The organism is Xanthomonas sp. NCPPB 3761, assembly GCF_041475705.2.
In the GTDB taxonomy this organism is placed as follows: domain Bacteria; phylum Pseudomonadota; class Gammaproteobacteria; order Xanthomonadales; family Xanthomonadaceae; genus Xanthomonas; species Xanthomonas phaseoli.
In genome coordinates this window covers 4,606,981-4,620,468 of record NZ_CM191262.1, presented here as the reverse complement: position 1 = coordinate 4,620,468, position 13,488 = coordinate 4,606,981, and the positions used below count along the sequence as shown (strand labels likewise).

At 64.8% G+C, this 13,488-nt stretch carries 13 protein-coding genes; 10 read left to right on the top strand and 3 right to left on the bottom strand.

All coding sequences use genetic code 11. From position 1 onward, the window contains the following. Position 1: 1 nt before the first annotated feature. Entirely contained in the window at positions 2 to 1,420 is a 1,419-nt protein-coding gene (cls, locus tag ACCQ00_RS20130) for a cardiolipin synthase (RefSeq protein WP_022560327.1), read from the top strand. A gap of 10 nt (positions 1,421 to 1,430) precedes the next feature. Here cls and ACCQ00_RS20125 read toward each other — a convergent pair whose 3' ends face one another. Further along, on the bottom strand, positions 1,431 to 1,826 hold the full coding sequence (locus tag ACCQ00_RS20125) for a VOC family protein (protein ID WP_039571645.1): 396 nt from the start codon (positions 1,824 to 1,826) through the stop codon (positions 1,431 to 1,433). Positions 1,827 to 1,995: 169 nt separating this feature from the next. Here ACCQ00_RS20125 and ACCQ00_RS20120 point away from each other — a divergent pair, with 169 nt between their 5' ends. Further along, a complete protein-coding gene (locus ACCQ00_RS20120; protein ID WP_039571648.1) occupies positions 1,996 to 3,390 on the top strand; it encodes an FAD/NAD(P)-binding protein in 1,395 nt (464 codons plus the stop codon). Positions 3,391 to 3,815: 425 nt separating this feature from the next. After that, positions 3,816 to 6,002, top strand: coding sequence for a DNA helicase II (gene uvrD / locus ACCQ00_RS20115; protein ID WP_039571651.1), 2,187 nt, complete (start codon positions 3,816 to 3,818; stop codon positions 6,000 to 6,002). Positions 6,003 to 6,182: 180 nt separating this feature from the next. On the opposite strand, the gene ACCQ00_RS20110 is transcribed toward uvrD, so the two are convergent. Then, complete coding sequence (locus ACCQ00_RS20110) at positions 6,183 to 6,407, bottom strand: hypothetical protein (RefSeq protein ID WP_039571654.1); 225 nt, start codon at positions 6,405 to 6,407, stop codon at positions 6,183 to 6,185. A 611-nt stretch (positions 6,408 to 7,018) separates the two neighbouring features. On the opposite strand from ACCQ00_RS20110, the gene ACCQ00_RS20105 reads away from it, so the two are divergent. Together ACCQ00_RS20105 and ACCQ00_RS20100 are read left to right on the top strand one after the other, a co-directional pair. After that, positions 7,019 to 7,600, top strand: coding sequence for a sugar O-acetyltransferase (locus ACCQ00_RS20105; RefSeq protein WP_039583825.1), 582 nt, complete (start codon positions 7,019 to 7,021; stop codon positions 7,598 to 7,600). 261 nt (positions 7,601 to 7,861) lie between these two features. After that, positions 7,862 to 8,308 carry a universal stress protein gene (locus tag ACCQ00_RS20100; protein WP_007972857.1) on the top strand — a complete coding sequence of 149 codons (447 nt, stop codon included), beginning with the start codon at positions 7,862 to 7,864 and terminating at the stop codon, positions 8,306 to 8,308. A 96-nt stretch (positions 8,309 to 8,404) separates the two neighbouring features. Here ACCQ00_RS20100 and tagK read toward each other — a convergent pair whose 3' ends face one another. Then, positions 8,405 to 9,076, bottom strand: coding sequence for a transcriptional regulator TagK (gene tagK, locus ACCQ00_RS20095; RefSeq protein ID WP_039571658.1), 672 nt, complete (start codon positions 9,074 to 9,076; stop codon positions 8,405 to 8,407). 313 nt (positions 9,077 to 9,389) lie between these two features. On the opposite strand from tagK, the gene tssB reads away from it, so the two are divergent. The 5 genes from tssB to tssE all read left to right on the top strand — a co-directional run bounded on the left by tssB (position 9,390) and on the right by tssE (position 13,488). Continuing rightward, the gene (gene tssB, locus ACCQ00_RS20090) at positions 9,390 to 9,899 is read left to right on the top strand and encodes a type VI secretion system contractile sheath small subunit (protein ID WP_008572540.1); all 510 of its coding nucleotides are present in this window, start codon (positions 9,390 to 9,392) and stop codon (positions 9,897 to 9,899) included. Between the two features lie 4 nt (positions 9,900 to 9,903). After that, entirely contained in the window at positions 9,904 to 11,397 is a 1,494-nt protein-coding gene (gene tssC, locus ACCQ00_RS20085; RefSeq protein WP_039571661.1) for a type VI secretion system contractile sheath large subunit, read from the top strand. Positions 11,398 to 11,477: 80 nt separating this feature from the next. After that, entirely contained in the window at positions 11,478 to 11,981 is a 504-nt protein-coding gene (locus ACCQ00_RS20080) for an Hcp family type VI secretion system effector (RefSeq protein WP_039571664.1), read from the top strand. 203 nt (positions 11,982 to 12,184) lie between these two features. Then, on the top strand, positions 12,185 to 12,979 hold the full coding sequence (locus ACCQ00_RS20075) for a type VI secretion system accessory protein TagJ (RefSeq protein ID WP_039571668.1): 795 nt from the start codon (positions 12,185 to 12,187) through the stop codon (positions 12,977 to 12,979). A 5-nt stretch (positions 12,980 to 12,984) separates the two neighbouring features. Further along, on the top strand, positions 12,985 to 13,488 hold the full coding sequence (gene tssE / locus ACCQ00_RS20070) for a type VI secretion system baseplate subunit TssE (protein ID WP_039571671.1): 504 nt from the start codon (positions 12,985 to 12,987) through the stop codon (positions 13,486 to 13,488).

Below are 13,488 nucleotides of genomic sequence, written 5' to 3'. Positions count from 1 at the left end.
GATGCTGCCCGATTGGGTCACAGGCACCTGGCTGCTGGCGCTGGACTGGGCGATCCGCCTGGCCGCACTGCTATGGATTCCCGCCCGCACCACGCCGGGTGCGGCGCGCAGCTGGCTGCTGCTGATCGGCTTCGTGCCGGTGGTCGGCCTGCCGCTGTATCTGTTGTTCGGCCACCCGTGGTTGTCGCGGCTGCGGGTGGAGCGGCAAGCCACCGCCTCGCAGGTGATTCGCGAACAACAACTGCCCTTGCATGCGTTGCGCTGGATGCCCCAGGCAGACACCAGCAGTGCCGAAGTGGTGCCGCTGATCGAACGCGAAGGCGATTTCATGCCCACGCTGGGCAACGCGGTGGAATTGCTCGACGATTACGCGCAGTCGTTGCAGGCCCTGATCGCGGCGATCGACGCGGCCGACAAACGTGTGCACCTGCTGTACTACCTGATGTTCGACGATGCGGTGGGCGAGGCGGTGGTAGCGGCGCTGGAACGCGCCAGCGCGCGCGGCGTACGTTGCCGCGTGCTGCTGGATGCGGTGGGCGCCAAGCGCGGCCTGCGCCGCTACCGCAAGCGCCTGCAGGCCGGTGGCGTGCAGGTGCTGGCGGTATTGCCGGGCGGTTTGCGCTGGCGTCGCAGCGGCCGCATGGATCTGCGCAACCATCGCAAGATTGCGGTGCTCGACAACCGGGTGGCGTTTGTCGGTTCGCAGAATCTGGCCGAGGCCGGCTTCATTGATGGCGTGCCCAATCGCGAATTGGTGGCACGCGTGCGCGGGCCGGTGGTCAATCATCTGGAAGCGGTCTTCGCCAGCGACTGGTTCACCGAAACCGGAGAGCGGCTGGACGTGTGGCCCGATGCGCCGGTCTGCGAAGCCAATATCGCCACGCAACTGCTGCCCAGCGGGCCGGCGTACCCGTTCGAAAATGCGCGCGATGCGATCAATGCGGTGATCCATCTGGCGCGGCGCAAGGTGGTGCTGGTCACGCCGTACTTCGTACCCGACGAAGCCTTGTTGAGCGCCTTGCGCATCGCTGCGGTGTCGGGAGTGGATGTGCAGTTGATCCTGTCCGAGCACAACAACCAACGCCTGGCCGCGTGGGCGCAGGAGGCCTATTTCGAAGAGCTGCTGCGTTGCGGGGTGAAGATTGCGCTGTATCGCCCGCACTTTCTGCATGCCAAGCACCTGAGCATGGATGACGACATCGCGCTGGTGGGCTCGATCAACCTGGACATCCGCTCGTTCGCGCTCAACGCCGAGATCGGCATGCTCTGTTACGACACCGGCGTGGTGCAACGGTTGCGTGAGATCGAGCAGGATTACCTCGCCAATGCGCGGCAATTGACGTTGGAACAGTGGCGTCGCCGCCCGGCCTGGCGCCGCAGCCGCGAGGGCATTGCGCGGCTGGCCGATGCGTTGATGTAGGGCGCCTGGGTCAATCCAGGCGCATGACCTGGAAGACGTTGCCCTCCGGGTCGCGGCCGTCGTACAGCTGGTATGCAAAGCCGGGATAACGTTTGAGCTCGCCCACATGCACGCCCGCGTGTTGCAGTTGCGCGCGATGCGCGGGCAGATCGCTGGCGATGGCGAACACCAGCTTGGTGGTCGTGCGTGTCGCATCCGCGACAGGGCCCGGCGCAGGCGTCGATGGCCGCTGTCGGTAGGCGTCGCCCACCCGGTGCAGCGCCAGCTCGATGCCGCCAGCTGCAAGCACCACCCACGCGTCGGCAATCTCCTCGGTGACGGCGAGCGCGAAATGGGTCTGGTAGAACGCCTTGATTGCCGCCACATCGTGGACGTAGAGGATGAGCCTGACCAGGGCGATGGACATGTTGCAGATTCCCAATGGCGCGTGCCGATGCTGACCCGCCAATCGTAAGTGCTTGGCAGGCAGGGCGTGTGGGAGGCGTTGACACACACCGCGCTTGCGATGCCGTGGAAGACAGCCACTACCGGTGACGGCCTGCGGGTGTGGCCGATGCATCGCCTACAATGTCGACATGAATACACTGCGTGATCCCGGCGATGCCGTCATCGCCATCGTCGGCGGTGGCGCGTCCGGTGTGCTGGTTGCGCTGCAGCTGCTGCGCCAGTCCGCAGCGCCATTGCAGATTGTCCTGATCGAGCCGCATGCGGCGCTTGGCGAAGGTGTGGCGTATTCCACCGCGCGCAGCGAACACCTGCTCAATGTGCCGGCCGCGCGCATGAGTGCGCTGCCGCAGCTGCCCCACGACTTTGTCGATTACCTGCGCGCGAACGCCTGTTGCCCCGAACTGGACGATGCACAGTTGCCGCTGCAGTTCGTGGGGCGGCGGCACTATGGCCCGTACTTGCGCGACCGCCTGCAGGCGGCATGCGCGCACAGCCCAGCGACGCTGCGTGTGCACTGCGCACGCGTGCAGGCCCTGCAACCCAATGCCGATGGCGCACTGTTGCAGCTGGACGATGGACAGCTGCTGCAGGCGAGCGTGGTGGTCTTGGCAGTGGGCAATGCGCTGCGACCGCTGCCGCTGCGAGGTACCACCGGGCTGTCGCGCGCGCAGCGTGTCGAAGCCTGGGAGACCGAGGCGGTGGCAGCGCTGCCACCGGACGCGGCCGTGTGCATCGTCGGTTCGGGCTTGAGCATGGCCGATACCGTGGTGACGCTGGCAGCGCAGGCGCATCGGGCAAGCGTGCATGTGGTGTCGCGGCATGGCTTGCTGCCGTTGCCGCAGGCGCACGGCGGCGTGGCGCTGTTCGATCCACAGCCGCTGCTGACAATGCCGCTGCGCGCGCGCATGCGCACACTGCGCCAGCATGCGCGCATCGCCGCCGCGCAGGGCCTGCCATGGCAGAGCGTGATGGAACGCATCCGGCCGTTGAGCCAGGCGTTATGGCAGACGCTGTCGGTTGCCGACCAGCGCCGTTTTCTGCGGCATGTGGTGCGCTACTGGGACGTGCATCGGCATCGCATCGCCGCAACGGTGCATGCGCAGCTGCAGGCGATGCAGGCACGCGGTCAGCTGCAGGTACATCGCGCACGGCTGGATGTGGCCTTCGAGGTGGGCGCTTGCGTGCGCGTGAGTGCCGGAGCCGCCAGCGCCGGACATGCCTTGCAGCTGGATGTGCAGACCCTGGTCAATGCCACGGGGGTGGAAATGCGGGTGCAGGCGATGGGTAACCGGCTGCTGCAGCAATTGCTGGGGCAGGGCATCGCAGTGGCCGGTCCACACGGGATCGGCGTGGACACCGGCCCCGATGGCAGCCTGATCGATGCCGATGGACGGATGCAGCCGCAGTTGCGGGTGATCGGCAGCCTGCGCATCGGCACGCTGTGGGAAAGCCTGGCGGTGCCGGAGTTGCGCGAGCAGGCCGCGGCGATTGCGCGGGATGTGGTGTTGCAGCTGGGACGCTGATAGGCGTGTGGAGATTGGAAATGTAGCTTGGCTGCCGTCTCCGTCAGTGACGCTGGCCTCTTCGATGGGCAAAGGCGACGCATAGCACCGATGAGGGGGCGAGCAAAGCTTCGGATGACCCGCAATGCGTCGGCTGCGCCTCTTGCCCTCACCCCAACCCCTCTCCCGCAGGCGGGAGAGGGGCTCTGCCACGGCGAGCATCCGTCTGCGCTCTTGCAGGCTGGAAAGCAAGCAGCGTCGCGCCTTCTCTGGCGAGCGGCAGAGCAATCAGCGTCGGCCTTCTCTGGCAGGCGGCAGAGCAACCACTATCCTGCCTTCCCCCGCCTGCGGGGGGAAGGTGCCCGAAGGGCGGATGAGAGGCAGCAATCCCAACCGCTTCATCGCAATCTCAGCCGCAGCGACGCCACAACCGGTAAAATGCGCCGGTGGATGTCTCTCATTTGCTCGATCATTTAAACCCCGCCCAGCGCGAGGCCGTTTCCGCGCCGCCGGGGCATTACCTCGTGCTGGCCGGCGCCGGCTCCGGCAAGACGCGCGTGCTGATCCATCGCATCGCCTGGCTCAACGAAGTCCAGGGCGTGCCCAACCACGGCATCTTCGCGGTGACCTTCACCAACAAGGCGGCCGGCGAAATGCGTCACCGCACCGACCTGCAGCTGCGCAATGGCAGCCGCGGGATGTGGATCGGTACATTTCACGGGCTGGCCCATCGCCTGTTGCGTCTGCATTGGCAGGACGCGCGGCTACCGGAAGGTTTCCAGGTCATGGACAGCGACGACCAGTTGCGGCTGGTCAAGCGCGTGGTGCAGGCGCTGGAGCTGGACGAGAGCAAGTATCCGCCCAAGCAACTGAGCTGGTGGATCAACGAGCAGAAGGACGAGGGCCGCCGTCCGCAACATATCCAGCCTGAGCCCAACGACGATTGGACCGAGGTGCGCCGGCAGGTGTATGCGGCCTACCAGGAACGCTGCGACCGCTCCGGGCTGCTGGATTTCGCCGAGTTGCTGCTGCGCGCACACGAGTTGCTGCGCGACACGCCCGCATTGCTGGCGCATTACCGCGCACGCTTCCGCGAGATTCTGGTGGACGAGTTCCAGGACACCAACGCCATCCAGTATGCCTTCGTGCGGGTGCTGGCCGGCGAATCGGGCAACGTGTTCGTGGTGGGCGACGACGACCAGGCCATCTATGGCTGGCGCGGTGCCAAGGTCGAGAATGTCCAGCGTTTCCTGAAGGATTTCCCTGGCGCGCAGACCGTGCGGCTGGAGCAGAACTACCGCTCCAGCGCCAATATCCTGGGCGCTGCCAATGCAGTGATCGCGCACAACCCGGACCGTATCGGCAAACAGTTGTGGACCGATTCCGGCGATGGCGACCCGATCGATCTGTATGCGGCATACAACGAAGTGGACGAAGCGCGCTATGTGGTCGAGCGTGCACGGCAGTGGGTGCGCGACGGCGGCAGTTATGGCGAAGTGGCGGTGCTCTACCGCAGCAACGCGCAATCGCGCGCGCTGGAAGAGGCGCTGATTTCCGAGCAGTTGCCGTACCGTGTGTATGGCGGCATGCGCTTTTTCGAACGTGCCGAAATCAAGGACGCGTTGGCTTACCTGCGCCTGCTGACCAATCGCAGCGACGACGCTGCGTTCGAACGCGCGGTCAACACGCCCACGCGCGGCATTGGCGACCGGACGCTGGATGAGGTGCGCCGGCTGGCACGTGCCAGTGCGCTGTCGTTGTGGGAAGCGGCGATGCTGTGTACGCAGCAGAACACGCTGGCCGCACGCGCACGCAATGCGCTGGCCACCTTCCTCAGCCTGATCGGCCAGCTGCATGCCGAAACCGGGCAGATGGAACTGGCCGAACGCATCGACCATGTGCTGATGCGCTCGGGCCTGCGCGAGCATTGGGCCAAGGAAAGCCGTGGCGGGCTGGATTCGGAATCGCGTACCGAGAACCTGGACGAACTGGTGTCGGTCGCCTCGCGCTTCACCCGCCCCGACGACGAAGACAGCCAGGGCATGACCGAACTGGTCGCCTTCCTGGCCTATGCCTCGCTGGAGGCCGGCGAAGGCCAGGCGCAGGCTGGCGAAGAAGGCGTGCAGCTGATGACGCTGCATTCGGCCAAGGGACTGGAATTTCCGATCGTGTTCCTGGTCGGTCTGGAAGACGGTCTGTTCCCGAGCGCGCGCTCGTTGGAAGAAAGTGGGCGGCTGGAAGAGGAACGGCGTCTGGCGTACGTGGGCATCACCCGCGCGCGGCAAAAGCTGGTGCTGTGCTACGCCGAATCGCGTCGCATCCATGGCCAGGACAACTACAACGTGCCCTCGCGCTTCCTGCGCGAGATTCCGCGCGACCTGCTCAACGAAGTGCGCCCGAAGGTGCAGGTTTCGCGCACCGCATCGCTGGGCGCGGCGCGCGGTGGCCCGGTCCATGGCATCGTGGAGACCGCGCCGATCAAGCTCGGCGCCAACGTCGAACATCCCAAGTTCGGCGGCGGCGTGGTGGTCGATTACGAAGGCGCCGGTGCGCATGCGCGCGTGCAGGTGCAGTTCGACGAGGTCGGCGCCAAGTGGCTGGTGATGGCCTACGCCAATCTGACCGTGGTGTAGTCAGGGGTCGCTCGCCTGCGCGTGCGTGTTCTTTGGCAGGGGAGGGCGTAGTGCGGTGTACTGGGCATGCAGCAAGCGGGGCCGGCCGCTACTGCACCGCATGCGCCAAGCGAGATCGCGTGACCATCTTCGACAGCTGATCGATGGCGGAAGCCTCCCCGCTGTTGCCCCGTCGCGCGCCTACATTTCCCAGCTGAAGCGTGAGTTGATCTGCTTGCCGTTCACGGTCAGTGTCGATTTGTTGGCGAGCACGACCAGGGTAAAGGGCGGCACGCGCGTGTCTTCTCCTGTGTAAATCAGGCGGAGGATTCTGCGTTTGGTATCGAACGTCTTGACCCGGAAATTGCCCCGCAACAACACGCCCTTGCTGTCGCCAGGTGCATTGAAACGAAGACTGGCGATCACTGGTCGGGTGACGTGACCGATTTCGAAGTCTATCCAGTATCCGCCGCCCTCGAACGAAAGTGAGGAGGTTGCGTTGGCAGGTGTGCTGACGCATGCCCACAGCAATAACGCAACGCAGGCAGCTACACATCGTGTCATGACGTCGTCCTTGAAGGTGGTCGTGCCGCAAGGGCACGGTCAGGAGTATCGATGCTTCCGCCGCCCTCAAACGAAAGTGAGGAGGTTGCGTTGGCAGGTGTGCTGACGCATGCCCACAGCAATAACGCAACGCAGGCAGCTACACATCGTGTCATGACGTCGTCCTTGAACGTGGTCGTGCCGCAAGGGCACGGTCAGGAGTATCGATGCTGGCGCCAAGGCATTGCAACGGATGCGGCAAGCAATGGAGTGGCGACACACCTACCTCGCGGGCGAGGCCGATGCTCGACATCTCCATTGGCGGTTTCCACTCCAGTGCTGAATGCGCCAATCGCTTTAGCCAATCGCCAGATCGCAAGGTTCTGTAAGCCACTTCGAGCCGGCAAGCCAAGGCGATTGGTGCATCGCTCGATGCATACCGCGCGATATCCATGCCACCCTGTCGGCAGTTCATTGCATAGGCACGCGGCGGCATGCAGACCGAAAAACAGAAAATGCTGGCTGGCGAACTCTACAACGCCACCGATGCGCAACTGCAGGCCGATCAGGCGGCGGCTGCGGCGTGGATGGCACGCTATAACGCCACTGGCGCGCAGCCAGCCGCACAGCGGCACGCATTGCTGGTCGAGCGGCTTGCCGAGGTGGGTGCCGGTGCGGTGATCCGGCCGCCATTTCATTGCGATTACGGCTACAACATCCATCTGGGCGCGGGCGTGTTCCTCAACTTCAATTGCGTGATTCTGGATATCTGTCAGGTGCATATCGGCGAAGGCACGCAGGTGGGGCCCGCCGTGCAGTTCTACGCTGCCGACCATCCGCGCGATGCGGCCGGACGCGCCAGCGGGCTGGAATTCGGGCGGCCGATCCGCGTCGGGCGCAATGTGTGGATCGGGGGCGGGGCAATCATCCTGCCGGGCGTCAGCATCGGCGACGACGCGGTGATCGGTGCCGGTGCGGTGGTCACGCGCGATGTGCCGGCCGGTGCGACCGCCGTGGGCAATCCGGCACGCGTGCGCGTACCCCGGGGTGCTGCCGATGACGCGCCCACCGACTGAAGGCAACGAAGAAGAATCGTTACAAAAGCGATCGCGCAGCCGTCAGGCGGACACGGCCGGTGCGCAATGCAGCGCACACGCGAACAGGCCAGTTGTGAGCACGCTACTGGCGCGATGGAGATGGTCGCTCGTCAGCCAGGTGAGCCGCTTCAGGCGCGACCGTCCGCCAGGTGCAAGATTGATCTGTATCAAGGTCTGCGTTGCTGAGTGCTGCCAATCTCAAGTCGCCGGCGCCGCTGCCGGTCCATCCGGGAGGTCATCATGTACAAACGAATCCTGATCGCCATCGATGCGTCCGAGCTATCGCATCGCGGTTTGTTCCAAGGCCTGGAGCTGGCCAAGGCAACCGGTGCGAAAGTGGATATCGTCACCGTGTCCGAGCCATGGGCGATGGGCATGTACGACGCAATGGGCTGGAGCGTGGGCTATGAGGCCAGCCCGGAATATCGCACCGAGCGCGAAGCGGCCGCTGAAAAGATCCTGCGTCCGGCGTTGGAGCTGGCCGCCGCTGCCAACATCAAGGCCACGCCGCGGCATGTGCTGGATCGCTTCGCCGCCGAGGGCATCGTGCAGACCGCCAAGGACTGCAACAGCGATCTGATCATCATGACCTCGCACGGCCGCCGCGGCATGCAGCGCATGCTGCTCGGCAGCCAGACGGTGGAAGTGCTGACCCACAGTGCGATTCCGGTCCTGGTGATTCGTTGATGCCGATGCCATTGCCTTGCCGCACCTAGGTGCGGCCCTGGGCGCGATGTGGCGTCCAGGTCATGCATGTCGCGTCCGGGTGCGCTCCTACGCAACTCAGCGTGCTTCGCTCTCCATCGGCTCCGGTTGTGCCGCAAAGCGCGCGGCCGGCCGGGCGAGCCGGCGCAGTGCTTCGGTATGCACCAGCGGAGAGCCGTGCGTGGGTGTGGCCGCGCCGCCGCGGATGGATGCGTATTCGGGCTGGACGTGCTGGCTCAGTTCGCGCATGAAGCGCCACATCGGCATGTAGTGGCCACGCCGTGGCGCAGGAAGATGCGGCGCAGCGCGGCACTGGCGACGCCACTGCATGGGCGGCATGCCGAAGCGCTGCTGAAACGCGCGCTGAAACTGCCGCTCGGATGCAAAGCCCATTTCGTAGAGCAACCAGGTCAGACTGCACTCCGGGTAGGCCTGCAGGTAGCGGTGCGCTGTGCTTAGCCGCTGCTCGCGGATATAGCTGGCCACGCCGCCACGCGACTGAAACAAGCGGTACAGCGATGCACGCGATAACGCGAACGCTTGCTGCAACGACTCGGTGCCCAATTCCGCCTCGCCGATATGCTGCTCGATATAGGCCAGCAGATCGATCATCAGCGGCGCGTGTGCCTCGCCGGCCGGCGGTACGTGCGCAACGATGGCGCTGTAATAACTGCTGCTGCTCATGCGGATGCTGCCTGCGGCCCACTCCCCGGGGCCTGTCCCCTGATCAACCGAGAAAAGCAGCGCCAACCCATCACGCCTCTTTCACAAAGTTGGCGCTGGATCACGCATCCGTTCCCGCCTGCGCACGATCGCGGCGATTGAGACGATTTGTCGGGTGAGCGCACAGGCGCATTTCTATCCTCGCCGCAACGCTGAGAAAGCGTCATCGCACGGCCTGCCGCTTCGTTTCGGGTGGTGCGTGGCGGTCGTGGGCTAGCTCACGGCAGCGGCGTCGCACGCAGGCCGCAGGCATACCGCCGGGCCGGCGACATCCAAGCCACATGGCGGCGCACGTGCCCTGCACGCCGGCGCAACGGGCAAGCTCAATCGGAGATCAGGCATGGCCAGCAGTCAGAAGTTCATTGCCCGCAATCGGGCGCCACGGGTGCAGATCGAATACGACGTGGAGGTCTACGGTGCGCAGAAGAAGGTGCAGATTCCATTCGTGATGGGGGTGATGTCGGATCTGTCCGGCGCCAATGCTGGCGAGCTGCCTTCGCTGGACGAGCGCAAAGCTTTGGAGATCGACGTCGACAACTTCGACAGCCGGCTGCAGTCGATGCGTCCGCGTGCACAATTCAAGGTGCCCAACACGCTCACCGGCGAAGGCGAGCTGGCGGTGGATATCACCTTCGAAAGCATGGACGACTTTTCGCCGGCTGCCATCGCGCGCAAGGTTGCGCCGCTGGCCAAGTTGCTGGAAGCGCGCACGCAGCTGGCCAACCTGGACACCTACATGGATGGCAAGGCCGGTGCAGAGCAGCTGATTGCCAACGCCATCCGCGACCCGGCGTTGCTGCAGTCGCTGGTGTCGGCCGCCAAGCCTGCCTCCGAACCGGAAGGAGCGTAACGCCATGTCCGCGACCGAAGCCGCATTGGCCATCAGTGGCACCGAAACAACCGAGCAGGATGACTTTGCCGCGCTGCTCAACCGCGAGTTTCGCCCCAAGAGCGAACGCGCCAAGGAAGAAGTGGAATCGGCGGTGCGCACGCTCGCCGAGCAGGTGCTCAACCGCAGCGATGTGGTCAGCGAAGACGTGTCGCAGACCATCAAGGCCTACATCGCCGAGATCGATCGCGCCCTTACCGAGCAGCTCAACCAAATCCTGCATCACGCCGATCTGCAGCAGCTCGAAGGTGCTTGGCGCGGCCTGCATTATCTGGTCAACAACACCGAGACCGACCAGCAGCTCAAGATCCGCGTGCTGAACATCAGCAAGAAGGAACTGGGCAAGGTGCTCAAGCGCTACAAGGGCACCGCCTGGGATCAGAGCCCGATCTTCAAGAAGGTCTACGAGCAGGAGTACGGCCAGCTCGGTGGCGAGCCGTATGGATGCCTGGTGGGCGATTACTACTTCGACCAGAGCCCGCCGGATGTGGAACTGCTCAACGGCATTGCGCAGGTGGCCGCCGCCGCACATGCACCGTTCATCGCCGCGGCCGCGCCCAAGTTGATGGGCATGGATAACTGGAGCGAGCTCTCCAACCCGCGCGATCTGGCGAAGATCTTCTCCACGCCCGATTACGCCGCATGGCGCTCGCTGCGCGAATCGGAAGATTCCAAGTACATCGGCCTGGCCATGCCGCGCACGCTTTCGCGCCTGCCGTACGGCGCGGCCACCAGCCCGGTGGAAGAATTCGATTTCGAAGAAGACACCGCCGGCGCCGATTCCAACAAGTACACCTGGCAGAACGCGGCCTATGCGATGGCGGTGAACATCAATCGCTCGTTCAAGCAGTACGGCTGGTGCTCGCGCATTCGCGGTATCGAGTCTGGCGGCGCAGTGGAAGGCTTGCCTACACATACCTTTCCTACCGACGACGGTGGCGTGGACATGAAGTGCCCGACCGAAGTGGCGATCACCGACCGCCGCTCGGCCGAGCTGGACAAGATGGGCCTGATGCCGCTGGTGCATCGCAAGAATTCGGACATGGCCGCCTTCATCAGCGCGCAGTCGCTCAACAAGCCCGACGAATACGACGACCCGGATGCCACCGCCAATGCAGCGTTGGGTGCGCGCCTGCCGTACATGTTCGCGTGCTGCCGCTTTGCGCATTACCTCAAGTGCATCGTGCGCGACAAGATCGGTTCGTTCTCCGATCGCGAACAGATGCAGAGCTGGCTGACGCGCTGGGTGACGCAGTACATCGACGGCGACCCGTCCAACTCCAGCGAAGAAACCAAGGCGCGCAAGCCGCTGGCTGCCGCCGAGGTGGTGGTGGAAGAAGTGGAAGGCGCGCCGGGCTATTACAGCTCCAAGTTCTTCCTCAAGCCGCATTACCAGCTGGAGGGCCTGACCGTGTCGTTGCGGTTGGTCTCGCGCCTTCCCTCGGCCGCCGAGGCCTGATCCGACGCATTCGCGTCACGCACGACGCCACTGCGCGTCGCGCCATCTCGTGTTGTCACTCTCATTGAAGGAGCAGTTCCATGGCGTTCGACATGCATATCAAGTTCGGCAGCGGCAAGGTCAAGATCGAAGGCGCGTCCAACCACAAGAAGCACAAGGGCGAGATCCCGATCCTGGCCTGGTCGTGGGGCGCGAGCAATTCCGGCGACCTGCACACCGGTGGCGGCTCGGCCAGCGGCGGCAAGGCGCATATCCAGGACATCTCCATCACCAAGTACGTGGACGGCTGCTCCAACGTGCTGCTGGATGCAGTGTGCACCGGTGCACGGGTGGAAAACGCCTGGCTGTACGTCACCAACGCCACCGGCGAGCAAAGCGACTTTCTCACCCTGGAATTGAGCGAAGGCGTGCTGATTACCTCGCTGTCGACCGGCGGTTCCGGTGGCGAAGACCGCCTGACCGAAAACGTGACGCTGCACTTCGGCAAGTTCAAGTACGGCTTCCAGCCGCAGGACGACAAGGGTGCCGCCCAGGGTGGCGCGAAGGAATTCACCTACGACATCCAGGGTGTGGCCAAGGCCTGACGCGAGCGCAGGCCACCACAGCGCTTTCGCCACGCAGGTGCGTTTGGCGACCCGGTGCGGCACGCGACATGCGTGTACATCGCTCGCTCTGCGCCGCCCATCGGAAGTTGACGCTGTGACGTTGGCTGCCTCCGATGGCGGCAATGCAATGACTGGCGGTGCCGCGCACGGCACCGCCACCTTCTTCGATAAGGAACCGCGCGATGGATGCCACCGCACAGACCCTGCTTGCCCAAGGCGAGCCGGCGCAGGCGCTGCAGCAGCTGATCCAGCAGGTGCGCCGGCAACCGGCCGATGCAGCGCAGCGCGTGTTCCTGTTTCAGTTGCTGGCCGTACTCGGCCAGTGGTCGCGCGCCGCAGATCAGCTGCGCGCCTGCGCTGAGCTGGATGCCGCCACACAGCCCTTGGCGCAGACGTACCTTGCAGTGCTGCAGGGCGAACAGACGCGCGCCGAGGTATTTGCCGGCGCGCGGTTGCCGCATGTGATCGGTGAGCCGGCCGAATGGTTGGCGATGCATCTACACGCGCTACAACTATCGGCGCAAGGGCATGGCGAACAGGCAGCGGCGTTGCGGGCGCAGGCGTTCGCGTTGGCACCGGCCAGTGCCGGCGTGCTCGATGGCGAACGCTTCCAATGGCTTGCAGATGCCGACACCCGTTTCGGGCCCTGTCTCGAACTCATGCTCGACAGCGGCTACGCATGGGCCCCGCTCAGCCAGATCCAGCAGCTGCGCATGCAGGCGCCGCTGGATCTGCGCGACACCGTGTGGGCGCCGGTGAGCGTGCTGTGGCGCAACGGCGGCCAGGCCTTCGGCTACCTGCCGGTGCGTTACCCCGGCAGCGAGCACCTGGATGCCGGCGAGCTGCAACTGGCGCGCCGCACCGAATGGGCCCACGTCGCACAAGGCGAGATCGGCCTGGGCCAGCGCATGTGGAGCACCGAGTCGCGCGAGATTGCGCTGCTGGATGTGCGCGATGTGCAGTTCGACGCGGACTGATTTCAATGGCCGAACTCACCACCACCGAACGCTTGCAGCCTTCGCTGCTGGACCGGCTCACCGATGCCGCGCCCAGTCAGCGCGAAGAGAGCCGCGAGCAACGCGTGATTTCGGCCACGCGCCTGCGCGAGTGCGTCATCCGCGATCTGTCGTGGTTGCTCAATGCCGTGAACCTGGAAACCAGCCGCCCACTGGAAGCGCACCCACAGGTGCGCAGCTCGGTCCTGAATTACGGCATCCCGGATCTGGCCGGCGTTGCAGTGACCGGCATCGATGCGGCCGCGCTGCAACAGCGCATTCGCCAGGCGATTGTGGCCTTCGAGCCGCGGCTGATTCCCGAGACGCTGCGGGTGAGCGTGCGTGCCGATGCTGCACGCATGGATCGGCGCTCGCTGTTGTTCACCATCGAATCGGAGATGTGGGCGCAGCCGCTGCCACTGAACCTGTATCTGAAGACTGCGCTGGATCTGGAAACCGGCCGGCTCGATGTCGTCGAAGGGCACGGCTGA

What these genes read in the sequence shown, in the direction of transcription:
- cls (WP_022560327.1), top strand. Translation starts at nt 2, where the DNA reads ATGCTGCCCGATTGGGTCACAGGCACCTGGCTGCTGGCGCTGGACTGG.
- ACCQ00_RS20125 (WP_039571645.1), bottom strand. Translation starts at nt 1,826, where the DNA reads ATGTCCATCGCCCTGGTCAGGCTCATCCTCTACGTCCACGATGTGGCG.
- ACCQ00_RS20120 (WP_039571648.1), top strand. Translation starts at nt 1,996, where the DNA reads ATGAATACACTGCGTGATCCCGGCGATGCCGTCATCGCCATCGTCGGC.
- ACCQ00_RS20105 (WP_039583825.1), top strand. Translation starts at nt 7,019, where the DNA reads ATGCAGACCGAAAAACAGAAAATGCTGGCTGGCGAACTCTACAACGCC.
- ACCQ00_RS20100 (WP_007972857.1), top strand. Translation starts at nt 7,862, where the DNA reads ATGTACAAACGAATCCTGATCGCCATCGATGCGTCCGAGCTATCGCAT.
- tssB (WP_008572540.1), top strand. Translation starts at nt 9,390, where the DNA reads ATGGCCAGCAGTCAGAAGTTCATTGCCCGCAATCGGGCGCCACGGGTG.
- tssC (WP_039571661.1), top strand. Translation starts at nt 9,904, where the DNA reads ATGTCCGCGACCGAAGCCGCATTGGCCATCAGTGGCACCGAAACAACC.
- ACCQ00_RS20080 (WP_039571664.1), top strand. Translation starts at nt 11,478, where the DNA reads ATGGCGTTCGACATGCATATCAAGTTCGGCAGCGGCAAGGTCAAGATC.
- ACCQ00_RS20075 (WP_039571668.1), top strand. Translation starts at nt 12,185, where the DNA reads ATGGATGCCACCGCACAGACCCTGCTTGCCCAAGGCGAGCCGGCGCAG.
- tssE (WP_039571671.1), top strand. Translation starts at nt 12,985, where the DNA reads ATGGCCGAACTCACCACCACCGAACGCTTGCAGCCTTCGCTGCTGGAC.